This window comes from Microcoleus sp. FACHB-1515 (genome assembly GCF_014696105.1).
Lineage (GTDB): Bacteria > Cyanobacteriota > Cyanobacteriia > Elainellales > Elainellaceae > JAAUTJ01.
In genome coordinates this window covers 1-26,441 of sequence record NZ_JACJPO010000013.1, presented here as the reverse complement: position 1 = coordinate 26,441, position 26,441 = coordinate 1, and the positions used below count along the sequence as shown (strand labels likewise).

The following is a 26,441-nucleotide window of genomic DNA, read 5'->3' as shown; positions in this document are numbered from 1 at the left end:
GCAAACCAAAATCGGTCAATGACTCGATCCACTAAGCGCTCCGATGATTGCTTCGATTACGGGTTATCCCTTTATTCTTGCTGCCCTATCTGCCCTCACCACTCTTTAAATTCGTATCAGTTTCAACTGACTGAAAAGCACACCGTGTCAGGGTTGTAACCCGTTTGAACGGGTTTTCGCTTTCAGCCCGAATTTGAATTCAGGGCGTTGTTGCGGCGGGTGCAAGATCTGAATTAGCGAGGCGACAAAGGCGCGATCGCTCTACTCCTCTGCCGCTTCGCCACCGACGACCACATCGCGAATTCGCAGGCTGGGGCCACCGCAGCCGACCGCTAATCCGCTTTGGCCGCCTTTGCCGCAACCGCCGGATTCGTCCCAGTAGAAATCGTCTCCGATCGCCTCAATATCCGCCAAAGTCGTAAACACATTACCGGAAAGCGTCACATCGCGCACAGGTTCAGCAATTTGGCCGTTGCGAATCATCCAGGCTTCTCCGGCTGTGAAGGTGAACATTTCGCCGTTCGTCATGCCGCCTTGCCAGTTACGAGCGTAAACGCCTTCATCGATGCCGTCAAAAAGCTGGTTGACTGGAGTGCTGCCGCGATCGATCCAGGTGTTTGTCATGCGGACGATCGGCGGATAGTGATAGTTCAAGCAGCGGGCGTTTCCGGTCGGGGCTTCGCCCAGTTTGCCTGCGGTTTCGCGAGAGTGCAATCGTCCCACGAGGACGCCATCTTGAATCAGTTGCGTTGTCGTGGCCGGAACGCCTTCATCGTCGTAGCAGTAGCTGCCGCGATGTCCTTCCGGGGCGGCTCCATCAAAAATTTGCAGCTCTGAGCCGCCGAATCGCCGTCCGAGGCTCATCACCTCCAGCAAATCTGGATTTTCATAGGCCATGTCTGCCTCGGACAAATGGCCGAAAGCTTCATGGACAAACAGTCCCGTCAGAATCGGGTCGATGACGACGGTGTAGGTGTTGCCTTTGACCAGCGGCAGAGCGAGGGCGTTGACGGCGCGATCGCCCGCACTGCGAACTTGAGCATCGAGATTGAGCAAATCTTCGTAGGCTTTGCGCGATCCGGTTGTTTCGCGTCCGGTTTGAACGGTTTCGCCATTCCGGGCAGTGGCCGCAAAGCGCATTTCCAGATCGATCCAGGACTGTTCAATCAGTGTGCCTTCGGAAGTGGCAAGAATGATTCGCTGAGCGCTGTCGCCATAGCGAACAGAAGTTGTCGTGATGCGATCGTCCACGCTGCGTAAAATTTCAGCGTAATGTTCACACAGCGCTTTTTTCTGGGCGAGCGGAATTTGGCGCGGATCGGTTCCCGTCAGCAAAAGCTGGCGTGAATCTTGAATCGGGTCAACCGGGGCGAGAAGGGTTTCTTCGTCTCCAACCAGTCGGGCAGCGGCGATCGCGTCTTCAATGCGTTCTTTCAGCGTGGAAAGTCGGTTGAAGCTGGCAAAACCCCAGCCGCCTTTGTAGCAGGCTCGCACCTGACCACCGATCGAAATGCCTTCGCTCAAAGTTTCGATGCGTCCGCCGCGCAGCAAAATGTCGGTTCCTTCAGCTTCTTCTAGGCGAATTGCGAGGAAATCCACTTGCGATCGATAGCGGGCAATTAGGTCGGCAAGCTGGTCTTTGGCCTGATTGAGTGAAGACAGGTTGAGCGCAGACATCGAGATTGAGGGGAAAGGGTGTTTCCATTGTGGCGCATGTTGGAAGCTTGAAGCGGCTAGGGCGTGTTGTAAAAGCTCCAGAAGAGGTGCATCGTTTGCGATCGATCCCCCTGTCCCCTTGAGAACCCGGATTTTGAGGGGTGGTTCGGCTCCCTAGGGTTGGGGAGGATCAAGCGGGTTTTCAAACACGGCCTAGGTGCTGCCGCTGCGCTATCTCGATCGATCGCTGCAATCAAGCGATCGATCGAGATAGCGCAGCGGCAGCACGATCGCGATCACGCTCAAAGCCGTCACCAGCCAAAAACTATCGGCAATTTGATCGGGCTGATCCATTGCCCAGCCGCCGATCGCGGGACCAAGCAGATAGCCGATCGCCCAGCACAAGGAGTTTACCGAAAGGTATATACCGCGCAGTGCATCTGGGGCAAGGCTGACCACAAAGGCCGAGGCGATCGGCGTGTAGGCAACGGCAGCGATCGCCAAAATGCTGAGGCTCAAAATTGCCCAAATCAAGTGTCCCCACGCGATCGCGCCTGCCAGCCAGACAAAACCAAAGCCGATCGCAAAGGTGAAAGCCGCCAGCGTCAGGGCTTGCACGTGACGAAAGCGATTGAGCCAGCGGGCGATCGGCAACTGCGTGATTGCCGTCAGAACCACGTGCCAGGAGAAAATTACGCTGATCAGTTGCGGGGCGATCGCAGACCCACCCGGAGGCGCGAAGTTGCTGAAATAGAGCGGCATCGCGCTTTGAATTTGAGCAAGGTAGGTGGTGAATAGCACGTTGACAATCACGTAAATCAGCAGCGGGCGATCGCGCAAGGCAATTCCCCAGCCTTTGATTAGTTTGGGCGCAACGTGATTAGGATTGAGCGTTTCGGCGATCGCGCCAAAAATAATTCCGAAGAAAATCACAAATGAAATGCCGTCGATGACGAACAGCGATCGATAAGCTCCAGTCGTGTTAATCAACACGCCGCCCAAAACCACGCCTAAGCCAAGTCCCAAGTTGTCCGCCAGTCGGGTCAGGGCGTAAGCTTCGTTGCGCTGGTCGGCTGTGGTGATGTCGGCAATCACGGCTTCGGTGGCAGGCCAATAAAGCCCGACGCCAAAGCCCAACAGCAAATTTCCGATCACGAAAACGGGCAAATTGGCAGCGGCGGCGAGGACGAAGCAGGCGATCGCGGACACGGCTGCTGATAACAACAGCGTTTTGCGGCGACCCCAGCGGCGCGAGTCGGCAAACGATCCGCCCAAGATCCGTCCGGCGATTCCGGTGATTGAGCCGCTGCCGATGCCTGCACCGACTGCGGTGGCAGAGAGGCCAACCTGATTAACAAAGAAAATTGGAGCGTAGAAGAGCGTGAATCCGGTGCCAAACTGCGACAGCAATCGCCCGATAAACAAAATCCAGACGCGATGATCAAGTCGAGGCATGGCGATCGCAAACCCTCAAAGATCTTAGTTTAAGGAGATTTCTTTGCAGTTTACGGAGCGATCGCCCTTTCCACACTAAACTTCTGATGGAAGCTAGCCGTCATTTCAAGCATTTTTTGTGAGTCAGTTTTTATTTGTCACGGATTTGGATAATACGCTGGTGGGAGACGATCGCGCCCTTGCCGAACTCAACCAGCATTTGCAGCAGCATCGGGAAGCACACGGAACGGTGATTGTGTATGCGACGGGGCGATCGCTGCCTTCGTTTAAGCAGCTTCAAACTGAGCAAACGCTGCTCGATCCGGATATTCGCGTACTCTCAGTGGGGACGAGAATTTATCGGCAAGATGATACGCCAGATGCAGCTTGGACGGAATATTTGTCGCACAGGTGGGATCGCGATCGGGTGGTTGCAACTGCTGCACATTTTGCCGATCTGGTTCCGCAAGCTGCTTCTGAGCAAGCGCCGCTGAAGGTGAGTTTTCACCTAAAGCCGGAGCCTGCGGCTTATGTGCTGCCAGAGTTGGAGGCGGCACTGAAGGAGCAAGGGCTGGAGATTCAGTTGATTTACAGCAGCAATATTGATTTGGATATTGTGCCAGTGCGAAGCAATAAGGGGGCGGCGATTAATTTTTTGCAGAAGGAACTGGGAATTGCGGGCGATCGCACGGTTGTTTGTGGCGACTCAGGTAACGATCTGTCGATGTTTCAACTGGTCAAGGCGAAGGGGATCATCGTCGGGAATGCTCAGCCGGAACTGCTCGATTGGCATCAGGCGAATCCGCATGATCCTGATGGTTTGCCTGCGCGATATGTGGCGCGATCGCACTGTGCAGGCGGAATTTTGGAGGGATTGCGGCATTTTGGCTTCTTTTAGGCGGGTTTTGGGGTGAAACGTTAGGCTGGAGGAGTGGAGGTTGCAAGGGAGTTGCGATCGAGTGCTTCAGGGCTGAAGTTGTTTGTTTGCTGAAAGATTGCTTTTGGTTAAAACTACTCTCGTGATCCGAACCCTTGGAGGCTAGGGGCGTTGCCCCTCCTCCAAACCTCCAACCCCACAGGGGGGAGTGCCTTCCCCCTGACCCCCACGCAAGGGGCGATCGGTGAGCGGCACGATCGCGCTTCGCATTGGCTGTGCCGACCGCGACTTGGGTGTCCGAGCCTCCTGCCTTCTGCCCTCTGCCTAATCCCTCTCCCCCTCCCCGCCGACACCCGACACCCCCCTCATGCTCAGCTACCTCAAAGGCACGGTCGTTAGCGTGCAGAAAGTCACGAATAGCCGCATCATCCTGACGCTGGAGGTGAATCAGATTGGCTATGAGGTGCAGATTATGAATCGGACGATGGCGGATTTGCCACCTGCGGATGAATTGGCGCAGCTATTTACGCATTTGCAGGTGAAGGAAGATCAAGTGGCGCTGTTTGGGTTTGCGTCTGCCTCAGAGCGCGATCTATTTCGACAGCTAATTTCCGTCAGCGGCGTTGGCCCTCAACTTGCCCTTGCCCTGTTGGATACGCTGGGTTTGCAAGAATTGGTGCAGGCGATCGTAATCAGCAACACCCGCCTCCTCTCGCGCACTCCCGGTGTCGGCGCAAAAACGGCAGAACGCATCGCCCTCGAACTCAAAACCAAGCTGGCCGAATGGCGATCGCACTCTGACCTCCCCTCGATCCCCGATGCTGCTCCCGCCGCCAACGTCCAAGAAGATGTCGAAATGACCCTCCTCGCCCTTGGCTACTCCAGCGGCGAAATCACCCAAGCCCTCCGCGCCGTCGGCCAAAAAACCGCCCTCTCCAAAACCGCCAATGCCGAAGATTGGATTCGCGAGGCGATCGCATGGCTCAGTCAGTAGAAAGTAGGACAAAAGGGAACGGCTCGGAAACCCCAAGTCGCGGACGGCACACCGATGCGTAGCGCCACATTGACACCGACAGATATGCCCTTGCGGGAGTGCCCCGGCAGCCGCCCTTTGCTGGGGTTGGAGGTGTGTGTGGGGGCAACCCCAACACTCCACTGGCTCGGAAAAAGAAAGCAATCTCGCTAAGAAAAATTCATTTACCTCGATCGCTCCCTCACCATGACCCTCATCCTCACCTCCGATCACCTCCAACAAATCCAATCCCACGCTCAACAAACCTACCCCCACGAATGCTGCGGGCTGATACTCGGCCACTTGGAAGGCGATCGCAAACAAGTCCTTGAAATCCACGCCACCCAAAACGCCTGGTCAGGCGACAACTTCGACACCAAACGCCGCTACACGATCGACCCCTACGACATGATGCTCGTGCAAAAATCGAGTCGCGATCGCAACCTCAACATCATCGGCATCTATCACTCCCACCCCGACTGCGAAGCCGTCCCTTCAGAATGCGATCGACTGGCCGCCTGGCCGCAATACTCGTATCTGATTGTTTCTGTTCACCAAGGAGTCGCCCAAGATTGTTTATGCTGGACTCTAGATGATGAAGACCAATTCCAGCGCGAACCCTTCACCATCTCACACTCCACTTGATTAGCCGCTGCCATGCTCAATCCCAACCTGGACGAGATCCAGCTTAGTCGCGAAGAATTCGATCGCTACTCCCGCCACTTGATCCTGCCCGAAGTCGGACTTGAAGGCCAAAAGCGCCTCAAAGCCGCCAGCGTCCTTTGCATCGGCACAGGCGGCCTCGGTTCCCCGCTGCTGCTTTATCTCGCCGCCGCAGGCATCGGACGCATCGGCATCGTCGATTTTGACGTGGTAGACAACTCCAACCTCCAGCGCCAAGTCATTCACGGCACATCTTGGGTCGGCAAGCCCAAGATCGCATCTGCCAAAGACCGCATTCTCGAAATCAACCCCAACTGTCAGGTAGACCTCTACGAAACCCGCCTCAGTTCCGAAAACGCCCTTGACATCGTCGCCCCCTACGACATTGTGGTCGATGGAACCGACAACTTCCCGACTCGCTATCTCGTCAACGATGCCTGCGTTTTGCTCAACAAGCCAAACGTCTACGGCTCGATCTTCCGCTTTGAGGGACAGGCTACCGTCTTCAACTACGAGGGTGGCCCCAACTACCGCGATCTATACCCAGAACCGCCGCCCCCCGGCATGGTTCCTTCCTGCGCCGAGGGCGGCGTCTTGGGCATTCTGCCTGGAATTATCGGCGTGATTCAGGCAACGGAAACGGTCAAAATTATCCTCGGCCAAGGCCGAACCCTGAGCGGACGACTCTTGCTATACAACGCTCTAGACATGACCTTCCGGGAATTAAAGCTGCGCCCGAATCCGGTTCGTCCCGTAATCGAAAAGCTGATCGACTACGAAGAATTTTGCGGAATTCCGCAAGCCAAAGCTGCCGAAGCAGCCCAGCAAGCCAACATGCAAGAAATGACCGTTACCGAACTCAAAGAACTGCTCGACAGCGGTGCAGATGACTTTCTGCTGCTCGATGTCCGCAATCCGAACGAGTACGAGATCGCTCGCATTCCCGGTTCCGTCCTCGTACCGCTGCCCGACATCGAAAACGGTGACGGCGTTGCCAAGGTGAAAGAACTGCTCAACGGCCATCGCCTGATCGCCCACTGCAAAATGGGCGGACGATCGGCCAAAGCGATCGGCATCCTCAAAGAAGCCGGAATTGAAGGCACAAACGTCAAAGGCGGCATTACGGCTTGGAGTCGCGAAGTCGATTCGTCTGTGCCGGAATACTAACTCTCAGTCGTTTCGTAGAGGAGCGATCGACAGTCGATCGCTCCTTTTTTCTTGCTGAAAACGATCGTCTGAATCAGCGGGCTGTACTCGCGCCAGATATGCCGCTGAAAAAGTGGCCTACCGCTCGATCGATCGCTGCGAGAAATCAGCTATATCTGAGCAAACTCTATCGTTGCAGGAGCGATCGATGGCAGCTCAAACTCGCACCAATCAACTAATTTCGGCTCAGCCCCACAGCACCGCCTGGGTGATTCAAACCTGGGCATCGTTCATCTTGGCCGTCGGCGGCATGGGCATCGGCATTGTTTACCTGCCCGTCAACGGCTGGACAAAAGGCTATCTTGGCATGGGATTAGCGTTCACCGTCGGTTCCACCTTGAGCTTGGCAAAAACTACCCGCGATCGCCACGAAGCTGATCGCCTCACGTCGCGCATTGACGAAGCCCGCGTCGAAAAAATTCTCAGCGAACACCATCCGCTTAAGTAATTTCGATCGATTGGGCTTTCAGAAATTCTTCAAGCTCCGCTCGGTAGGGCAGTGAGGGCTGTGCGCCCGCTTTTGTGACTGAAAGCGCCGCCGTTGCTGCTCCCCAAACTGTCGCCTGCTCGATCGCCAAATCCGAAGCCAATCCCGCAGCCAGTCCGCCATTGAAGGCATCGCCAGCGGCAACCGTATCGATCGCCTCCACTGCAAAAGCGGGAATTTCAAAGCTGCCCGCCGCACTGAGACAAAATGCGCCCTGCTTACCGAGCTTGAGGATGACGGTTTGCACGCCGCGCTGCTGTAGCGTCGTTGCCGCTGTCAGAATCAATTCGCGATCGTCCACCGCAAAACCCACTAGCTGCCCTGCCTCGACCTGATTGGGCGTCAAAATATCCACCAGTCCGTATAGTTCTGGGGGCAGTTCGGTTTGTGCCGGAGCCGGATCAAGCATCACCGTTACGCCTGCTTGCTGGGCGGCTTTGGCTGCTGCAACCACCATTTCGATCGGCACTTCAAGCTGAAGCAGCAGCACTTTTGCGCTGGAAAGCGCGGCTTGGAGGCGATCGATGTCCGCTGCATCCACCCGTCCATTCGCACCGGGGATTACAATGATGTGATTTTCGCTGTGGTCATCAACCGCGATCATTGCCACGCCCGATGCTGCTTCGGAGTCAATGAACACGCCGTCGCAGTTGACCTGGCTCGATCGCAAACTGTCGAGCAAATCGCGGCCAAAACCATCACCGCCGACGCGCCCGATCATTTGCGTCGGCACGCCCAAGCGAGCGACCGCAACCGCTTGATTGGCTCCTTTGCCACCGGGAATCGTTTCAAAGCTGTGCCCGGTCAGCGTTTCACCTGGAACGGGCAGGCGCGGCGTCCGAGCGACCAGATCCATGTTGATGCTGCCAAAAACAATCACGCTCATATCTCAGGCTACAGCACCTTTTCCAGAAAGCGCTGGGCGCGATCGCTCTTGGGCGTTGAGAAAAACACGCTGGGCGGTGCGTCTTCCGCCAGTCGTCCGGCATCGAGAAACAAGATGCGATCGGCCACTTCCCGCGCAAAGCCCATTTCGTGCGTCACGATCGCCATTGTGATGTGCGTCCGCGCCAGATCTTTCATCACCTCCAGCACTTCCTTCACCATTTCCGGGTCAAGTGCCGAGGTCGGTTCGTCAAACAGCATGACTTGCGGCTGCATGGCAAGGGCACGGGCGATCGCCACGCGCTGCTTTTGTCCGCCCGACAAGCGCGACGGATAAACACCTGCTTTCTCTGCCAAACCCACGCGGCCTAACAGTTCCATTCCCAATTTTTCTGCATCCGCTTTAGACATTTCCTTAACCTTGATGGGACCATAGGTCACATTGCCCAACACGGTTTTGTGGGGAAACAAGTTGAAGTGCTGAAACACCATGCCAATGTTTTGACGCACTTTGCGAATGTCAGCTTTGGGACCAGTAATGTCTTGCTCATCAATATAAACCTTGCCTCGCGTTGGGATTTCGAGGAGATTTAAGCAGCGCAAAAATGTTGATTTTCCAGACCCCGACGGACCAATAATCGCAACCACTTCACCCTTTTTGATTTCGGTCGAGATGTCTTTTAAAACATCTAATTTTCCAAACGATTTGTATAAAGATTCGGTTCTAATCACTGCGGCGCATCCTCCTTTCAAAGCGTTGTGCAAACAAAGTCAAGCTCATCACCATGATGTAGTAAACCAAGCCCACCACAAGCAGCGGCTCAAAATAAATGAATTTCTCTGCTGCGACAATTTGACCACGCCGCATCAAATCCAAAGCGCCAATGGTCGAAACGATCGAAGAATCTTTGAGTAAAGCAATACTTTCGTTTACTAGTGCAGGCAGAATATTCTTAAACGCCTGCGGCAAAATAATATCCCACATCATTAGCGGATATTTCACGCCTAGCGTCATGGCCGCTTCGCGCTGGCCGCGATCGACGGCCATAATTCCACCCCGAATCGTTTCCGACGTATAGGCAGCAGAATTGAGCGCAAAGGTAATCACGCCTGCTTGAAATGGCGGAATCGCATAGCCAATAATTTGCGGTGTTGAAAAGTAGATCAAGGCAAGCTGCAAAAGCAGCGGTGTTCCGCGAAAAATTGAGGTGTAGAAATCAGCAAACCACTTCAGCGGCTTAATCGTTGAAATCTTGAAAATTGCTAGAATTGTGCCCCAGCTAAAGCCAAAAATTGCTGATACCAGCGTGAACGCGAGCGTCACCGCGATACCCTGCAAAATGAACGGAATATTCGGAACAATTCGAGAGAAATCTAGCGTAAATGTGCCAGCCTGCGCCAGCCAATAGAAATTTAACGGGACGATCGCGAAGCACTCCCCGAAGGGTATCGAACCGAATAGCATCATGCCCTCATATCCTATTTCATCGATATTTTGAGAAGACAGACTGTGGAGAATTAAGAAATCCGCCACAGTCGATCGATCTACTTCGCTTGTCCGGGCGCTTGTTCGCTGCGGAACCACTTGGTGACAAGCTCTTCCATCTTGCCACTCGACTTCATTTCTTCAAGAATCGGATTGAATCTTTCTACCAGTTCCGAGCCTTTAGGAAATGCGATCGCAGAACCGGATTCGCCCGTCGTTGGAATCGGATTAAACTCCAAATCGGGATTTGAGGAGATGAAGCCTTGAGCAACCGTATCTTCCATGATTGCGGCATCAATTCGACCCGCTTTCAGCTCCTGAACAATTTCGTTGATGCGATTGAGCGGTTTAACGTTTGCCCCTTGAATATCTTTTGCAGCTCCTTCTTGAATCGAGCCAAGCTGAACGCCAACCGTTTTTCCGTTTAGGCTTTCAGGTGTTGTCAAGTTGCTGCCTTTTTTAGCAACGATCGTATTTTGTGCCTGATAGTAAACGATCGAGAAATCAACGTTTTGTTTGCGTTCTGCGGTCGGCGTCATGCCCGCCATGACAAAATCAGCGCGGTTTGCCTGCAATGCTGGAATCAAACCGTTGAAATCAATGTTATTGATTTGAAGCTGATAGCCGAGTTGGTCAGTGATGTAGTTCGCAATATCAATATCAAAGCCTTGAATCTCTTGGCTACCGCTGGCCGTATCCACAAATTCATAAGGGGGATAGTCTGCGGATGTTGCCATCGTCAAAGTTTGCCCGCCGCTACTTCCTCCTGAACTTGATCCGGTACTTGTGGTGCTGGGATTACAGGCAGTTACGACTGCGATCGTAAAGATAGCCGTAAACACAGCCGTCAATAAAAATTTCAGGCGCTTCATAAAAAGTTTGAACAAGCTTTACTACTGGACTGTAATTGCAGCATAAGGACAACTGTGTCTGTTTGAATACAGTCGATCGAAGGAGTTTCAGTTTTTCTAACCAAAGATAGAGATGCCTACGATGCCGACAATGTTGCCAGTCGAGTTGTCAGCAAATCATAGAAAGCATCACTATTTGCCGATTGTGCGACATCCACTAAGTTTTTTGGCTCACTGATTGAATAGCCCACGATCGTGCGCCCGATCGATTGTGGACTCACAAGCTCAATCTCGACCGGAAGCGCTTTGACCGTGAACAAATCTGGCTGAATCAAGTAGGCAATCACGCAAGGATCATGCAGCGGACTATCGCTCATGCCGAACTGCTGGCGATCGTACTCTCCATAAAACTTCAGCATTCCAGCGGCAGCTTCAGAAATGGGCGTGCCGATCGCTCGAATTGCTGCGAGTCGATCGGCAGTCGTCAACACCTGATGCGTCACATCCAGCCCGATCATCGTCAGCGCAATACCGCTGGTAAAGACGACATGCGCGGCATGGGGATCGACGTAGATGTTGAATTCTGCCGATGCCGTCACGTTTCCCGCGCCTGCTGCGCCGCCCATCAAGACGAGGCGATCGATTTTCTCGACAATGCGCGGCTCTTTGACGATCGCAACGGCCAAATTGGTCAAGGGGCCAAGCGTGGCGATCGTAATCCGCTCGTCCGTTTGCATCAAGGTTGCAATCAGATAGTCAACGGCGTGCTGAGGCTGAAGCGGCAGTTGCGGATCGGGCAGCGTTGCGCCTTGCAGCCCCGTTGCGCCATGCACATATTCGGCAGTTTCCAGCGATCGCACCAAGGGACGCGGACAGCCTGCATACACAGGAATTTGTCGCCCTGCCAGTTCACAAATTTTTCGGGCGTTCGACTGGGTGAGGCGGAGGGGCACGTTTCCGGCCACTGTTGTAATTGCGAGAATTTCCAGTTCTGGTGAGGCGAAAGCAAGAAGCAGGGCGATCGCATCATCCACGCCCGGATCGCAATCAATAATCACTCGAATCGCCATTGCGTTTATGCTCCCTGCACCCTGCGTTTTTCACACTGTATTCACACATTGTATTCACGAGTATGAGATATTCAAGTAACTTCCAAATATCCTGACTTTCACACTTCATGATTGAACAAATGCTGCTTGTTGGTGGCAGTCGCGGCATTGGTTTAGCCGTTGCTGAACACTACCACACAAAAGTCAAAAACCTGATTTGTGTTTCGCGGACGCGATCGCCCTTCGGCCATTGGATCGAAGCGGATGTTGCAGTGAATGCAGACCTCGATCGCATCGGTGCCGCATCTGAAAATCAATCTTTAGACGCTTTGCTATATCTTGGCGGCATTTGGGAAAAGAATGCTTTCACTGCCGATTATGATTTTGCAAATAGCAGCGATGAGGAAATCGATCGCGTCATTGCCGTCAATTTAACCGCACCCATTCGGTTAGTGAAACGATTAATTGCTTCACTTCAGCGATCGCCCAATCCCAAGGTAATTTTCATCGGTTCGCTGTCAGGTTTAGATCATCAAGCCTCCAGAGAAGTTGCCAATAGTGCTTCTAAATTCGGTTTGCGTGGCGCGGCACAGGCATTGGCGATCGAACTGAAGCGAACGGCGATCGGATTTACCGTCATTAACCCTGGAAATATTGCCACGCCCGAAGTGTTGAACGATATTGCTTCAGACACCTTTTCGCCGCAAGTTCCAATTCCACTGAGCGATCTGATCGCCGTCATCGACTGCTCGCTGAGCTTGTCACCAGATTCCTATTTGCCAGAAGTAAATTTGGCGCAAACCAAAGCGGGCTGACGGGGTTTCACGCGATCGCAACAATCTGAGCTAGCGTAGGATTGTCAATTTACTTTCAATTTGGTTTAAGCGTGAAAGCGGTTCACTTCAGTTTGATTGGATTGTTGCTATTAACTGGCTGTGCAAATAGTCCGCTGGGTCAATCGCTACAGCGCACGTTTGCCGCTGATCCCCAGCTTGAAGCGAGTCCAACCGTCACGCCTACCCCAACACCCACGCCCAGCCCTTCACCCACTGCGGATTTACCTGCCGATCTGCCGCGCTATCCCAACGCGGAACTGGTGGGCGAACCAACAACGGATGCAGACGGCGTAACGGTAACGCGCTGGCGCACAACAGACGGCGGCGATCGCGTCCGGCAGTTTTATCAAGAAGTCTTTCAAAGCGAAAACTGGCAGGTGCAGTCCAACACCGAGCCGCTGATCGCGCAGAAGGACGATTTGCGGGTGCGGGTGGCGATCGCGACTGGCAATACTCCAACCGAATTCACGCTGACTTACCAAACCGCTGCGGACACGACTGCCGCCTCGCCGACGCCAACTTCCACTTCAGCCGCACCGACTGAGGGATCGACGCAGTTTAGTGATGTTGGTCAGGCTCCGGCTGAACTGCAATCTTATATCAATGATTTGGCGCAGCTTGGCGTTCTCAATGTCGCAGATGCTTCGCAGTTCCGTCCCAACCAAATAATCACTCGGCGCGAATATGCTCGCTGGCTAGTCGCGACGAACAATCGCTTGTTTCGTGACAATCCGGCTCAGCAGATCCGGTTGGCTCCCAGTTCTGCCCAACCTGCGTTTCAAGATGTGCGATCGACCGATCCCGATTTCGGAGCGATTCAGGGTTTAGCCGAGGCAGGATTGATCCCCAGTCCGCTTTCGGGCGACAGCACAACGGTGACGTTTCGCCCAGATGCGCCGTTGACCCGCGAAAATTTGATCGCCTGGAAAGTACCGCTCGACATTCGCCAAAGTCTACCGACCGCTTCGATCGATGCCGTCAAGCAAACTTGGGGCTTTCAAGATGTTTCGCGCATCGATCCCGGTGCGCTTCGCGCCGTCCTCGCCGACTTCCAAAATGGCGACCAGTCCAACATTCGCCGCGCCTTCGGCTATACCAAGCTGTTTCAGCCGAAGCGAACCGTTTCGCGAGCCGAAGCCGCCGCTGTGCTGTGGTATTTCGGGTCGCAGGGCGAAGGCGTTTCCGCCAAAGATGCTGCAACTCAGCCTGAACCTGCCTCTACTGGACAATAGATTGAACGATCGCGTCGCTGACAATTTCTTGAGTTTTGTGACGGTTGGAAAACAAAAATTGCTGAAAGAAAACCTAGCCGAATTTGCCGATTCGATCGCAAATTTCAGGTTGTTCTCAAAGTGGCAAATTTTGGAATTTTTCCAGATCAAATTGCTTGCTGGAATTGCTCAAATACACTAAAGTGCTACCTAACGTCATGGGGTGATTGTGTGGTGTATACATCTCGGCCTGTTTCGGCCAATCCCAGCTTTAGTCCGCCGCTAGAGTCGCGCATTGTCGCGCAGAGTGAACGGCTGGATTTTTCAGCTTTGCTCGATCCCAGCTTGCTGCAAGCAGCGCGATACATTTATCGCACCTATTTTGAAGTGCATCCTGACCAAATTCAGCGACCTTTGGGCGTGGCGATCGATCGCTTTACACATCGGGGCAAACTGATTTTTAGAAATAAGCCAATCTTGCTGCCGCAAGAGTGCTTCGTCCCGATCAGTCAAATTGACTCTGACCTGCACTGATTCACCTGCACCGATTAGCCTGCATTGATCGACCTGCTCTATTCGGGTCTCGTCACCCTCACGGTTTTCATCTTTGGAAGCTGCATCGGCAGCTTCCTGAATGTTGTTATCTACCGAGTGCCAGCAGGCTTGTCGCTACTGCATCCGCCTTCTCGCTGCCCCAACTGTCTCCATCGTCTCAAACCTTACGATAACGTCCCTGTGATCGGCTGGTTGCGCCTGCGGGGGCGTTGTCGTTTTTGTCGTGCCAAAATTGCCGCTCGCTATCCGATCGTGGAGGCCGTCACGGGACTGTTGTTCGTGGCGGCCTTTTGGGGATTTCACGTGCCGCTTCCGGCTTTTGGCTACTGGGCATTTTTTAGCTGGCTGCTTGCCCTTGCCCTGATCGATCTCGATACGCTGACCTTGCCGAATTCTCTGACGCGATCGGGCTTGCTGGCGGGTTTGGCGTTTCAAGCGGCCAGCGGCTACGCGCATTCGCATACACTCGCCGGAGCGATCGCGCAGTTCTTCTCAGGCGTCGTCGGCATGGTGATCGGCATTTGGCTGTTTGATGCAATTACGCTGCTGGGATCGATCGCGTTTGGGCAAACGGCGATGGGCGGCGGCGATGCAAAACTGGCGGCAATGATGGGCGCGTGGCTGGGCTGGAAGTTGCTGTTGCTGGCAAGCTTTTTGGCTTGTGCGATCGGAGCGGTAATCGGCGGTGGCGCGATCGCAGCAGGCTGGATCGATCGCCGTCAGCCGATGCCGTTCGGTCCTTTTCTCGCCCTGAGTGCAGTTTTGGTGGCGTTCTTTGGCGATGCGCTCATCACGGCTTACCTGCGATTGTTTTTTCCGTCGCTTTAAGGAGGCTGGCTATTTGCCCAGCAGGAAGTAAGTCATCATTTGGCCTTTGCCTTTGATGTCGATCGCGCCGCGCGGTTCAAACGAATAGCGATCGCGCAGACGGCTGTAGGTTTCTTCGGTCACTTGAATGCGTCCGGGCAGTCCGGTCGTTTCCATGCGGCTCGCCGTATTCACCGTATCGCCCCACAGGTCATAGGCAAATTTGGTTGTGCCGATTACGCCTGCTCCAACTGGTCCAGTGTTGATGCCGATCCGCATTTGCAGCGGCGCATACGGACTGTCGGGCGGCAGCAGCGTCGGCGACAAATCGCCCAGAATCGACTGCATATCGATCGCCATCTGTGCAACGGCCTCAGCATGATCCGCTCTGGGCATCGGCAACCCGCCCACGACGAGGTAGGCATCGCCGATCGTCTTGATTTTTTCCAGGCCGTGATAGGCGGCAATCCCGTCAAAGGCAGAAAAAATCAAGTTGAGCAGTTCCACGAGTTCCTTCGGTGACAGTTCTGCTGAAAGCGCCGTGAAGTTGACAATATCGGCAAACAAAACCGTCACGTCCGCAAAATTGTCGGCAATGATCCGCTGTTCCTGCTTAAGCTGGTCAGCGATCGGCTTGGGAAGAATATTCAGCAGCAGCCGCTCGGATTTTTCCTGTTCGGCCTGAAGCCGCTTCAGCACGGCTTGCTCTTGGTCGCGCAGTCGTTTTTTCTCTAGACACGCGCCGATTCGCGCTTTCAGCAGCGTCGGGTTAAACGGCTTGAACAAATAATCTTCTGCACCTAGTTCGATGCAGCGCACCACGCTTTCCATGTCGTCCAGGGCGGAAATCATGATCACGGGAATGTGGCGCAACGCATCATCGGCCTTGAGATATTCAAGGACCTGATAGCCGTTCATTTCCGGCATCATGATGTCAAGCAGGACGAGATCAAACGCCTGCTGCTGCATTTGCGCTAAGGCTTGCTTGCCGTCGATCGCGACCGCCACCGTATGGCCGTGACGCTCAAGCCGTCGCGAGAGCAAATCGCGATTGACTTCATTGTCATCCACAACCAGGACGACGCCTCCTGTCATACCCGCGCCCCACCCAACAAAGTTTGAATTTTGCCGAGCAGTCTGGCAAACTCAACAGGTTTGGTGTCGTACTCGTCGCAGCCTGCTTCAAAGCATTTTTGCTGATCTCCGGCCATTGCGTGAGCCGTCAGCGCGACGATCGGAATGGTTTGCGTGGTTGGCGTCGCTTTTAGCTGGCGCGTCGCTGCCCAACCGTCCAGCACAGGCAGGCTCATATCCATCAAAATCAAGTCGGGAACTTCGGTTTGTGCCATTGCCACGCCTTGCTGTCCATCGACGGCAATCACCACTTCATATCCTTTGCGCTCTAGCCGACGCGAGAGCATATCGCGATTCATTTCATTATCTTCGACGAGCAAGATTTTCATGATTGTTTTTTCTTTGACAAGCTGAACAACAAAATAAGGATCGATCGCGCAATTCAATCATCGGACTCGATCGAGCGCTACCCTGAATGACCTTGCTGTTGACGAATACAGGCAGTGACGAGATGGCGAATCTCGCTCAAGAAGGCGTCGCGGCTGTAGTCTCCTTTGGGAACAATCGTTTCAACTTGCCCTTGAAGCTGTTGGGCTTCGGCAGGCGTAATGTCTTTGGCGGTCACGACAATGACGGGGATCGATCGCCACTGCGATTGCTGAAGCTGAGCGAGGAAGCCGAAGCCGTCTAGCTCTGGCATCATCAGGTCAAGCAAAATCAAATTCGGCTGCACCTGATCAAGTTTGTCGAGCGCAATCCGGCCATTTTCAGCGATCGTCACCTGCCAGCCGATGCCCGTTAACGTCTGCTGCATTAAATCGCGGCTGTCAGCGTCATCTTCAACTAAAAGCAGCGAGCAGGGCGGATTGGGACAGCGGTATTTGTCGATCGTCGCAACGAGGCGACGACGATCGATCGGCTTGGTGAGATAGTCAGATGCACCCAGCGCATAGCCTGTTGTTTTATCATCCACCATCGTCAGCATGATTACCGGGATTTTTTCGGTTTCCGGGTTATTTTTCAGAGCGGCCAACACAGACCAGCCATCGGTTTTGGGCATCATCACATCGAGCAGAATTGCGATCGGCGCTAGATCGCTTGCCAGCTTCAGCCCTTCCGCCGCCGACAGCGCACTGTAAATTTGCAGATTTTCGCGCGTCAGCAATCGCTGCAACAAATCATGCACGGTCGGGTCATCGTCGATCACCAAAATCGCACCGCTATCGCTGGATTGCACTTCGGCAATCACCGGAGTCGCTGCGGGTGGCGCGATCGGCAGCGAAACGGTGAACTGACTGCCCTGTCCGGGCTGGCTGGCAACTTCGATCGATCCGCCCATCAGTTGACAAAAGCGGCGGCTAATCGCCAGTCCCAATCCAGTTCCGCCATATTTGCGCGTCGTTGATGCATCCGCCTGAGTAAACGCCTCAAACACCTGCTCAAGCTGGTCGGCACTCATGCCAATGCCCGTATCGGCCACTTGAAAGCGAATCATGGGAGTTGAAAATCGGGAATCGGCAATCGGCTGTGCTTCGACTGCCGATCGCGTCACCGTCAGCGAAATCGTGCCGTTTTGCGTAAACTTCGCGGCATTTGAGAGCAGATTCAGCAGCACCTGACGAACTTTGGTCAGGTCAGCGGTAATCGTGCCAACGTTCGGACAGTCGATCGCCAGCGCATTGTGATTCTTCGCAATTAACGGCTCAACGGTGCTGACCACTTCGGCAACAAGCTGTGAAACATCAAACGGTTCCAGGTAGAGATCCATTCTGCCTGCTTCGATTTTCGACAAGTCGAGAATGTCGTTGATCAGCATCAACAGATGCTTGCCCGCGCCGTGAATGCGCTGCAAATCCGGCAGCAAGTCGGGCTGATCAAGATCTTCAGCTTCTTCTTGCAGCATTTCGCTATAGCCAATGATGGCGTTGAGCGGCGTTCGCAGCTCGTGGCTCATGTTGGCAAGAAACGCACTTTTGGCGCGGTTGGCTTGCTCTGCCGTTTCCTTCGCCTGTCTGAGCAGTTCCGCCTGTTTGCGCTCGGTAATGTCACGCAAATTGACGATCACGCCGTTGATGGCGCTATTGTGCAGCAAATTGTTACTGGTGGCTTCAAGGATGATCCACTCGCCGCTTTGGTGCCGCAGTCGGAGTTCAAGCGGCGGCGCAATTCCAGGCCGCTCTAGTGTGTTGGCAAAAGCGATCGCGACCGCTTCTTGCTCGTTCGGATGCACAAACTCCAGCATGAGATGGCCTTGCAACTGAGCAGGCTGATGACCTAGCACAAGGAAAACCGCAGGGCTACAGTAGCGAATTTCACCTTGGCGATCGACGATCGCGATGACGTCTGCGGCGCTTTCGATCAAGGTGCGAAAATGCTCTTCGCTCTGCCGCAGCGCGGTTTGGGCCTGCTGAAGGCTGTGTTCGCGATCGCGCACGGTCTGCACCATCTGCTCAAACGCTCGCGCCAGCACACCCAGTTCATCCGCACGAGCGGCGACAGTTTGCAAACTGAAACGATTGAATCGCGGTGTATCGACGGTGGCAACAGCCGCAGTGAGTTGGGCAACAGGGCGGGTAATTTTGCGAGCCAGAATCAGCGACGCCAAAAGGCCGATCGCCAAAATAAATAGAGAGATGATTGCCGCTCGCAGCAAATCGTGCCGCATCTGCATCCGGACGCGATCGGTAGACAGATAGAGCATCGTCGCGCCCTGAATCTGCTTTTGGTTGTCGATGATCGGCAAGATCACTTTGAGCAAATCGGCTTCGACATAGCTGGTGCGTTTGCCCTGCCCGATCGCCGCTCGCAAGCTGGCAATGTCGCGATCGCTGTTGAGTCCTTGGATGCCACTTTTGCCGCTGGTGACAGCACGAGCTTGATTGACCAAATTGCGATCGACAATCCGAATTGCCAAAATCGTTTCGTTGTCAATCAGTTCGTTGACCATCCGCATCAGGCCGACGCGCCGCTGAAGCTTGGAGAGCAGTTCCACTTCATCGCCGACCTGCACAATGCGCGGGCGATCGATTCCGGCAACGGCCACATATTTGAAAATGCGGCCATCGAGCGGACGGGGTTGAGCAGGCTGCACTACAACCTGTCGATCGCCTGTGATCAGCGGCCAAAACTCACTGGCATTCGGCTCGCGCTTCGCGGCATTTCCCCCAGCGTTAAAGGTGAGTTCAATTCCGGCAATGTTTTGATACACTGCCTGACCGTCCGAATCGGTAATCCAAAATTCATCGATCGCTGTGCGGTCAGCAATCTGCCGGAGGCGGGCGTTAATTTCGCGATCGCTCAGTCCGGCTTGCTGGGCAAGGCCAATCAGGTAGCTCGTTAGCGTCGCCTGCGCCACCATCTGTTCGCCGATCGCCGCCTCAACATCTTGCGGCACCTGATTGGCAAATCCAGCCATTCGCGCCAAAAACTGCGCCACCAGAATGCCGTTGGCTTCGGTTTCGGCCAGCACCGCGCGGCGCGTTCCCCAGGCAAACACGGCTGTTGTCACAAACACCGTGACGGCCAGCAGAGAAATTACCAGGAGAAGAATTTTATTTCGCAGCATGGCGGCTTGGATCTTGAAAACAGCAAAGCGATCGTCAGCAAGAGGCAGGGCGAGCGGCGGACGGATAGCAAGATGGCTGAACGGCAGGCAGCAAAAGCGTAAAGGTCGAGCCGCGATCGAGGCCGCTTTCGACGCTCAGACTACCGCCCAATAGCTCGCTGAGCCGTCGACCAAGCGCGAGTCCAAGTCCTGTTCCTCCATATTGGCGCGTGGAGGATTCATCGCCCTGAGTGAAGACGCGAAAAATCCGCTCTTGCTGGTCAGGCGCAATGCCGATGCCTGTATCGGAAACTTGGAAGCAGATCAGAGCAGTTGGGGGTTGGGGGGAGGTTGGCTGAGTAGCGGCGGGCGATTTGCTAACCTCGAATTCTTGATCTCCAACTTCTTTGAGGCTGACGCGCAGCGTGATTGTGCCGTTGTGTGTGAACTTGGCGGCGTTGGCAAGCAGGTTGCACAAAATTTGCTTGATTTTGTCGGGGTCGCTTTCGATCAGGCCGATCGAGCGCGGGCAGTCGATCGCAAACTGATTTTGATTGGCCGTTAGGATGCTGTGCATCGACTGGGTAATTTCGGTGACAAGCGCGGCAACATCGATTGGCTGCGTGTCGATCGGCATCTTGCCAGCGTCGATTTTAGACAGGTCGAGAATGTCGCTAATCAGCGCCAGCAGATGCGTTCCGGCTTGATGAATTTTGGACAGGTCGAGGACAAATTCGGCTTGGCCTGCGGCAATCAAATCTTCTCGCAGCATTTCGCTGTAGCCAATGATGGCGTTGAGCGGCGTTCGCAATTCGTGGCTCATGTTGGCGAGAAACTGGCTTTTGGCTTGGTTGGCCTGCTCAGCCGTTTCCTTGCTTTGGCGCAGTGCCGCTTCCACCGATTTGCGCTCGGTGATATCTTGCACGACGCACACCAAGCTGCCATCTTCGATCGCCACCAAAGACACTTCTTGCGGATAGGTGCTGCCATCGCGCCGCACGCCGATCGCTTCGCCGCGCCACTGGCCGATTTGCATCACAGCCGGAATCACCTCTTGCTGAAAGCGCGATCGCTCAATCTCGTCATACAGCACTTTCCAGCTTTGACCAATCAGCATTTCAGGGCGATCGTAGCCGTAGATGCTGGCGTGCGCTTGGTTCATATAGATAAAGCAGCCCTGCACGTCTAGGATCGAAATGCCGTCTATCGACGCTTCGATCGCCGTCAGTTGCCGATTCAGCGCTTCCTCAGTGCGCTTGCGATCGGTGATGTTTTCGACTGTGCCTTCGTAATACAGCAGCGCTCCAGTTTCATCGTGAACGGCGATCGCGTTTTCAGAAATCCAAATCACGCTGCCGTCTTGCCGATACACCTGCGATTCAAAATCCACCACGCGCCCTTGCGTTTGCATCCGGTCAATGAACTGCTGGCGGCGAGCCGGATCAACATAAAGCTGGCGATCGATTTGCGTTAGCTGCTCAATTAGCGCTTGAGGCGATGCGTAGCTGTAGATTCGCGCCAAGGCTGGATTGGCGCTCAGATAGCGACCATCCGGTGTAGTTTGGAAAATTCCGGTTACGGCGTTCTCAAAGATGCTGCGATATTTTTCTTCGGCAGCCCGCAAAGCATCTTCAGTGCGCTTGCGCTCTGAAACTTCGAGCGCCAAAACGACGAAATCCGCGATCGATCCGGCAAAGCCTTGTTCATCAAGCGTCCATTCTCGTGCTTCGCCAATGTGCTCGTGACATACCACGCCAACCACCTGCCCGCTGATGACAATCGGCGCGTCCAGCGTTGCCGTGATGCCGTTGGGCTGAAAGTACGTCGTCCAAAACGCGCTCAAGGCCGGATCTGATTTGAGGTCATGAGCAGCGATCGCTCGATTAGTGGTGAGCGCTCCAAAGTAGGCCGGATAGTCTGCAACGCGCAGCGGTTCGATGCAGAGGTGAACATCCTGGTTGCGATCGAATAAATCAATACATTCCCACAGCGTGCGATCCCTGTTGAAGAGCCAGATGCAAACACGAGCGACCTGCAAGGGAGCCGCCGCCGCTTCGGTAATCGCACGAAAGGCTTGTTCTAGATCGCCTTCCGCAAACGATTTGTGCTGTGCCAAGTTTGCCAGTGCTGCGCTTTGCTGGCGCAGGCGGTGTTCACTTTCGGTCAAGGCCAGTTCCATCTGCTTGCGATCGGTGATGTCCATCGTCACGCCGCTCAGCCGCAGGGGTTCGCCGTTTTCGCCGCAGGTCACGTTGCCGCGAGCGCTCACCCAGCGCAGACTTCCATCCGGGCGAACAATGCGATATTCCGGCGAATAGTCGCGTCCCTCGTGCAGCGTATCGACCTGAGCCTGCTTCACACGGGCACGATCGTCGGGATGCACAAACTCAAAAAAATGCTCGTACACTCCGGAAAATGCACCTGCGGTCAATCCAAAAATCCGCTCGACTTCCTTTGACCAGGTTTCTTCCCCGGTCTGAATGTTCCAGTCCCATGCGCCCATGCCAGCCGCATTCAGAGCAATCCGCTGAAGCGCTTCACTTTGACGCAACGCTTCTTCAGCCTGATGGCGATCGATGAACTGGCCGACCTGTTGTCCGATCGCCGTCATCATTTCCAGCAGTTCCGCATCAAACCGCTGCCGCGATCGACTAAAAAATGAAAGCACGCCGACGACCTGATCGCCACTGCGAATCGGAAAGCCACAGGCTGAATGCAAGTCGAGGTCAACTGCAAGCGATCGCCGCTGAAACTCGCCATGCGTCGCGATATCTTCGATCCAAAAGGCTTCCCCGGTTTGCCAAACCTTTCCGGGCAGACCGTTCCCGATCGTAAAGCTGATATGGCGACTGGCGGCTTCAAGCGGTCTGGTCTGTGGTGTGGCGTGCCAAGTTGCCCGCAGCGAAAGCGACTTGGCGGCGAAATCAATCGTCCACAGTTCGCCCATCTCCCATTGCAGACTGGTGCAGATGGCGCTGAGGAGACTTGGCATGGCGTGATCGATCGTGGCCGATTCTGCCAGAACGCGAGTCGTGGCGTACTGTGCGTTCAAGCGGCGTTCAACCCGCCGACGCTGCGCTAAATTTCGCGAAAACGCGACGAATACATAAAACACTGTTGCGAGCACAAGTAGGGCAAATGCCTCAACCCAATCGGTTTTGCGATCGAATTTTCCCAGTCGCGCTATCAGCAGTTGATCAAGTTCGTGAATTGTTTGCTCCCAAAGCTCAGAACTCGTGTCAATTGCAGCTTGCACAGATTGCTCAAACGTCTGTCGATCGATTCGCTCTGCGTTGAGTAGGCGATTGAGCGACTCCACCAGCGACTGCGTTCCGGTCATCGCCTGCTCGATCGACGGAGTGAGAATCGGCTGAAGCTGACGGCTGGGATTGTTGGTAAAGGCAACCTCCATTCCCTGAGCGAGCTGCTGCCAGTTTGATTCGATCAGTCCGCTCAGTTCAATTAAGATGGAGCGATCGCCTGCACTGACTCCGCGACGGCTCAGAATATCCAAGCCAAGCTGCTGCACCTGTGAGAATAAATCCTGGATGGCAGGCAGCTTCAACAGCACGGCATCCATCAGGTAGTAGCTGTCTAAATCCGGGTCGAGAATCAGCTTGGAGCGATCGCCGACGCGCGAAATTAGCGCCCGCAAATCAGCAACGAGTCGATTGCTCGACTGCCGCGCCTGCCAATCTGCCTGCAATCTGCCATACAGTTCTGCGGTGTCGAGAGTGTTGCCAAACTGCTGCTCAACGCTGGCTAGTCGATCGAAGTGCTGATTAATTTCGGCATCGGCCAACCGCGATCGCTGCGGCAGCGCAACCAGCAGGCTGTGGAGAGGACGCAAATACTGACTACCTTGCATTTCCCGTCGTACAAAGTCTTTGTCTGCGTCAATTTCAACGATGAGCTGATAGACGACGATTGTGAATGGCAGCACAAACAGCAGCAGTGAGGCAACCAGATTCACTCGTTTTGCAATTGACTTGTAAAGATTTGCCATTGTGACGCTTTGCGAAGACAGGAACAAGAAGAGTCAACACGATCGAGGCAGTGCAGCAGCACAATTTGATACACGCTGTTCGTTAGTTACGCGAATGATGCGATCGATTCCGCTTAATCAACAGCTTGCGGTCGGTCAACTTCTTTGGAGCGGGTGTGGTGCAACGGCAGATCATCCCAATTTGGCCGCAAACTTGCTGATAGCTTTCCCGAATTCTTCGATCGAATTCAAATGCCTAAAGTTTAAGTTAAACAACGTTCGTGCTGAAGCGTAAATCATCTTGTTCACCTTTATGCAAATTTGATACGATCGCTCGACAGTGCTATGAAAACTTAACGATCTTGTCAGGATTACTACCAATCACTGCCTCAGCTTGGCAATTACCCGCTGGCTGGGGCGATCGGACGTACATTATGGGTGTTCTCAATGTTACACCCGACAGCTTCAGCGATGGCGGGCTGTACAACGCGCCCGCAGCGGCTTTGGAGCAGGCACAAGAACTTGTGGCGACTGGCGCAGATATCCTCGATGTGGGCGGACAGTCCACTCGCCCGCAGGCAGACACCATCACGGCTGAGGAAGAGCAGCAGCGCGTCCTGCCCGTGATCGCAGCAATTCGATCGGCAGGAATTATCGTTCCAATTTCGATCGACACAACACGCGCAAGCGTAGCACGAGCAGCGATCGAAGCGGGAGCAAATTGGGTCAACGACGTTTCAGGGGGCACTTACGACTCAGACATGCTGCCCACCGTCGCACAACTGAAGGTGCCAATTGTTTTGATGCATAGTCGCGGCACACCCAAAACCATGCAGCAGATGACCGAGTATCGAGATTTGATTGGCGAACTCCGTGAATTCTTGCAGGAACGGGTAGAAGCGGCGATCGCCGCAGGCATTGATCCGGCACAGATTGCGATCGATCCAGGCATTGGCTTTGCAAAAACGGGAAGTCAAAATTTGGAAATTCTACGGCGGCTTCCAGACTTGAGGTTCGGCCATCCATTGCTGGTGGGCACGTCGCGCAAAAGCTTTATCGGCCATATTCTCAACCAGCCTGATCCGAAGAAGCGCGTTTGGGGGACGGCGGCGACTTGCTGCGCGGCGATCGCAGGTGGAGCGGACGTTTTGCGCGTTCACGATGTGCGCGAACTGCGCGAGGTTTGCTTGGTTGCGGATGCAATATGGCGAGGCGATCGCTAGTGCCGACTTCACCTAAGGAAAAAGCTCCCATCCGAAGACAGGAGCTTTTCGCAAAATCAACACACTGTTGACGGATTAGTCAAGGTCAGGCATTGCCAACACAGGCTCAGAAGCGCGGTTGATGCCCTTCTCGAAACCAGCGGCAGCAGCGCGAGCGCGACCCGCGTGCCACAGGTGGCCAACCAAGAAGAAGAAGCCCATCACAAAGTGGAAGCAGGCCAGCCAAGCGCGAGGCGAGACGAAGTTGACGGAGTTGATTTCCGTTGCCACGCCACCCACCGAGTTGAGCGAACCCAGCGGCGCGTGTGTCATGTACTCGGCAGCGCGGCGAGCTTGCCAGGGCTGAATGTCGTTCTTGATCTTGTCGAGGTCAAGACCATTTGGGCCACGTAGCGGCTCCAGCCAAGGACCTTGGAAGTCCCAGAAGCGCATCGTTTCACCACCGAAGATGATTTCGCCAGTGGGCGATCGCATCAGGTACTTACCCAGACCCGTCGGGCCTTGAGCCGAACCAACGTTTGCACCCAAGCGCTGGTCACGAATCAAGAAGGTCAAGGCTTGAGCCTGCGACGCTTCCGGACCCGTTGGACCGTAGAATTCGCTGGGGTAAACGGTGTTGTTGTACCAAACGAAGACCGACGCAATAAAGCCCATCAGCGAAAGCGCACCCAAGCTGTAGGACAGGTAGGCTTCGCCCGACCAGATGAAGGCGCGACGTGCCCAGCCAAACGGCTTGGTGAGGATGTGATAGATGCCGCCGAAGACGCAGATCAAGCCGACCCAAATGTGACCGCCGACCACATCTTCAAGGTTGTTGACGCTGATAATCCAGCCATCGCCACCAAACGGCGACTTCAGCAAGTAGCCAAAGATCGTCGCGGGGTTGAGCGTTGGGTTCGTGATGACGCGAACGTCACCGCCTCCTGGTGCCCAGGGGTCATACAGACCACCAACAAACATGGCTTTGATCACGAGCAGGAAAGCACCCAAGCCCAGCAGGACGAGGTGGAAGCCCAAGATGGTTGTCATCTTGTTCTTGTCTTTCCAGTCGTAGCCGAAGAAGGCCGAGTATTCTTCCAGCGTTTCGGGACCGCGAACGGCGTGATAGATGCCGCCCAAGCCGAGAACCGCAGAAGAGATCAGGTGCAAAACACCAACGACGAAGAAAGGGAAGGTGTCGATCACTTCACCACCTGGACCCACGCCCCATCCTTGCGAGGCGAGGTGCGGCAGCAGGATCAAGCCCTGCTCGTACATCGGCTTTTCGGGAACAAAGTGCGCGACCTCAAACAAGGTCATTGCACCTGCCCAGAAGACAATCAAACCAGAGTGGGCGACGTGAGCGCCGAGCAGCTTGCCCGACAGGTTGATCAAACGGGCATTGCCTGCCCACCATGCAAATCCAGAGGATTCTAGATCGCGTCCGCCGCCCATTGTCAGCGAACTATTGAAGGAAGCGTTATAGGGCGTTTCCACGTGGTAATACCTCTTCAGGGAAGACAAAGTTTTCGTGCGGCTGGTCTTGCGGCGCCATCCACGCCCGGATGCCCTCGTTGAGCAAGATGTTCTTGGTGTAGAACGTTTCAAACTCCGGGTCTTC

22 protein-coding genes and 1 pseudogene are annotated in these 26,441 nt (G+C 54.5%); 10 read left to right on the top strand and 13 right to left on the bottom strand.

Annotation, left to right across the window (positions count from 1 at the left end):
- Positions 1–261 precede the first annotated feature (261 nt).
- A complete protein-coding gene (locus H6F67_RS03205) occupies positions 262–1,677 on the bottom strand; it encodes a TldD/PmbA family protein (protein ID WP_190763254.1) in 1,416 nt (471 codons plus the stop codon).
- Between the two features lie 210 nt (positions 1,678–1,887).
- Positions 1,888–3,111: an MFS transporter gene (locus tag H6F67_RS03200; RefSeq protein WP_190763252.1), complete on the bottom strand. Its 1,224-nt coding sequence runs from the start codon at positions 3,109–3,111 to the stop codon at positions 1,888–1,890.
- 118 nt (positions 3,112–3,229) lie between these two features.
- Between H6F67_RS03200 and H6F67_RS03195 the strand changes: the two genes are divergently transcribed.
- The 5 genes from H6F67_RS03195 (at position 3,230) to H6F67_RS03175 (ending at position 7,296) form a co-directional block, all read left to right on the top strand.
- A complete protein-coding gene (locus tag H6F67_RS03195; protein WP_190763250.1) occupies positions 3,230–3,988 on the top strand; it encodes a sucrose-phosphate phosphatase in 759 nt (252 codons plus the stop codon).
- A gap of 346 nt (positions 3,989–4,334) precedes the next feature.
- Positions 4,335–4,961 (top strand): Holliday junction branch migration protein RuvA, encoded by a 627-nt coding sequence (gene ruvA / locus H6F67_RS03190; RefSeq protein ID WP_190763248.1) that lies wholly within the window; start codon positions 4,335–4,337, stop codon positions 4,959–4,961.
- 225 nt (positions 4,962–5,186) lie between these two features.
- Positions 5,187–5,624, top strand: coding sequence for a M67 family metallopeptidase (locus tag H6F67_RS03185; protein ID WP_190763246.1), 438 nt, complete (start codon positions 5,187–5,189; stop codon positions 5,622–5,624).
- Between the two features lie 12 nt (positions 5,625–5,636).
- Entirely contained in the window at positions 5,637–6,809 is a 1,173-nt protein-coding gene (gene moeB / locus H6F67_RS03180; protein WP_190763244.1) for a molybdopterin-synthase adenylyltransferase MoeB, read from the top strand.
- Between the two features lie 187 nt (positions 6,810–6,996).
- On the top strand, positions 6,997–7,296 hold the full coding sequence (locus H6F67_RS03175) for a YiaA/YiaB family inner membrane protein (RefSeq protein ID WP_190763242.1): 300 nt from the start codon (positions 6,997–6,999) through the stop codon (positions 7,294–7,296).
- Here the strand turns inward: H6F67_RS03175 and rbsK are convergent.
- The 5 genes from rbsK to H6F67_RS03150 form a co-directional block, all read right to left on the bottom strand.
- The gene (rbsK, locus tag H6F67_RS03170) at positions 7,289–8,221 is read right to left on the bottom strand and encodes a ribokinase (protein WP_190763240.1); all 933 of its coding nucleotides are present in this window, start codon (positions 8,219–8,221) and stop codon (positions 7,289–7,291) included. The genes H6F67_RS03175 and rbsK overlap by 8 nt on opposite strands.
- An 8-nt stretch (positions 8,222–8,229) precedes the next feature.
- Positions 8,230–8,952 carry an ATP-binding cassette domain-containing protein gene (locus H6F67_RS03165; protein WP_190763238.1) on the bottom strand — a complete coding sequence of 241 codons (723 nt, stop codon included), beginning with the start codon at positions 8,950–8,952 and terminating at the stop codon, positions 8,230–8,232.
- Complete coding sequence (locus tag H6F67_RS03160; protein ID WP_242020470.1) at positions 8,945–9,688, bottom strand: amino acid ABC transporter permease; 744 nt, start codon at positions 9,686–9,688, stop codon at positions 8,945–8,947. The genes H6F67_RS03165 and H6F67_RS03160 overlap by 8 nt, the downstream gene beginning before the upstream one ends.
- 77 nt (positions 9,689–9,765) lie before the next feature.
- On the bottom strand, positions 9,766–10,578 hold the full coding sequence (locus tag H6F67_RS03155; RefSeq protein ID WP_190763236.1) for a transporter substrate-binding domain-containing protein: 813 nt from the start codon (positions 10,576–10,578) through the stop codon (positions 9,766–9,768).
- 116 nt (positions 10,579–10,694) lie between these two features.
- A complete protein-coding gene (locus H6F67_RS03150) occupies positions 10,695–11,627 on the bottom strand; it encodes a nucleoside hydrolase (protein ID WP_190763234.1) in 933 nt (310 codons plus the stop codon).
- A gap of 107 nt (positions 11,628–11,734) precedes the next feature.
- On the opposite strand from H6F67_RS03150, the gene H6F67_RS03145 reads away from it, so the two are divergent.
- The 4 genes from H6F67_RS03145 to H6F67_RS03130 all read left to right on the top strand — a co-directional run bounded on the left by H6F67_RS03145 (position 11,735) and on the right by H6F67_RS03130 (position 15,036).
- The gene (locus H6F67_RS03145) at positions 11,735–12,421 is read left to right on the top strand and encodes an SDR family oxidoreductase (protein WP_190763232.1); all 687 of its coding nucleotides are present in this window, start codon (positions 11,735–11,737) and stop codon (positions 12,419–12,421) included.
- Positions 12,422–12,522: 101 nt separating this feature from the next.
- Positions 12,523–13,674 (top strand): S-layer homology domain-containing protein, encoded by a 1,152-nt coding sequence (locus H6F67_RS03140; protein WP_242020469.1) that lies wholly within the window; start codon positions 12,523–12,525, stop codon positions 13,672–13,674.
- A gap of 210 nt (positions 13,675–13,884) precedes the next feature.
- Positions 13,885–14,187, top strand: coding sequence for a hypothetical protein (locus H6F67_RS03135; RefSeq protein ID WP_396797552.1), 303 nt, complete (start codon positions 13,885–13,887; stop codon positions 14,185–14,187).
- Between the two features lie 27 nt (positions 14,188–14,214).
- Positions 14,215–15,036 (top strand): A24 family peptidase, encoded by an 822-nt coding sequence (locus H6F67_RS03130; RefSeq protein ID WP_190763262.1) that lies wholly within the window; start codon positions 14,215–14,217, stop codon positions 15,034–15,036.
- 9 nt (positions 15,037–15,045) lie between these two features.
- Here the strand turns inward: H6F67_RS03130 and H6F67_RS03125 are convergent, their stop codons facing one another.
- The 4 genes from H6F67_RS03125 to H6F67_RS03110 form a co-directional block, all read right to left on the bottom strand.
- A complete protein-coding gene (locus H6F67_RS03125; protein ID WP_190763228.1) occupies positions 15,046–16,110 on the bottom strand; it encodes an adenylate/guanylate cyclase domain-containing protein in 1,065 nt (354 codons plus the stop codon).
- Complete coding sequence (locus tag H6F67_RS03120) at positions 16,107–16,481, bottom strand: response regulator (protein ID WP_190763260.1); 375 nt, start codon at positions 16,479–16,481, stop codon at positions 16,107–16,109. Before H6F67_RS03120 ends, H6F67_RS03125 begins: the two co-directional genes overlap by 4 nt.
- Before the next feature lie 74 nt (positions 16,482–16,555).
- Positions 16,556–19,654, bottom strand: coding sequence for a response regulator (locus H6F67_RS03115; RefSeq protein WP_190763226.1), 3,099 nt, complete (start codon positions 19,652–19,654; stop codon positions 16,556–16,558).
- A gap of 34 nt (positions 19,655–19,688) precedes the next feature.
- A complete protein-coding gene (locus H6F67_RS03110; protein WP_190763224.1) occupies positions 19,689–23,639 on the bottom strand; it encodes a PAS domain S-box protein in 3,951 nt (1,316 codons plus the stop codon).
- Positions 23,640–24,052: 413 nt separating this feature from the next.
- On the opposite strand from H6F67_RS03110, the gene folP reads away from it, so the two are divergent.
- Complete coding sequence (gene folP / locus H6F67_RS03105; RefSeq protein ID WP_190763258.1) at positions 24,053–24,841, top strand: dihydropteroate synthase; 789 nt, start codon at positions 24,053–24,055, stop codon at positions 24,839–24,841.
- A gap of 75 nt (positions 24,842–24,916) precedes the next feature.
- On the opposite strand, the gene psbC is transcribed toward folP, so the two are convergent.
- A complete protein-coding gene (psbC, locus tag H6F67_RS03100) occupies positions 24,917–26,275 on the bottom strand; it encodes a photosystem II reaction center protein CP43 (protein ID WP_190763256.1) in 1,359 nt (452 codons plus the stop codon).
- 25 nt (positions 26,276–26,300) lie between these two features.
- Positions 26,301–26,441 (bottom strand): annotated as a pseudogene (locus tag H6F67_RS03095) (photosystem II protein D2); the annotation flags it as partial.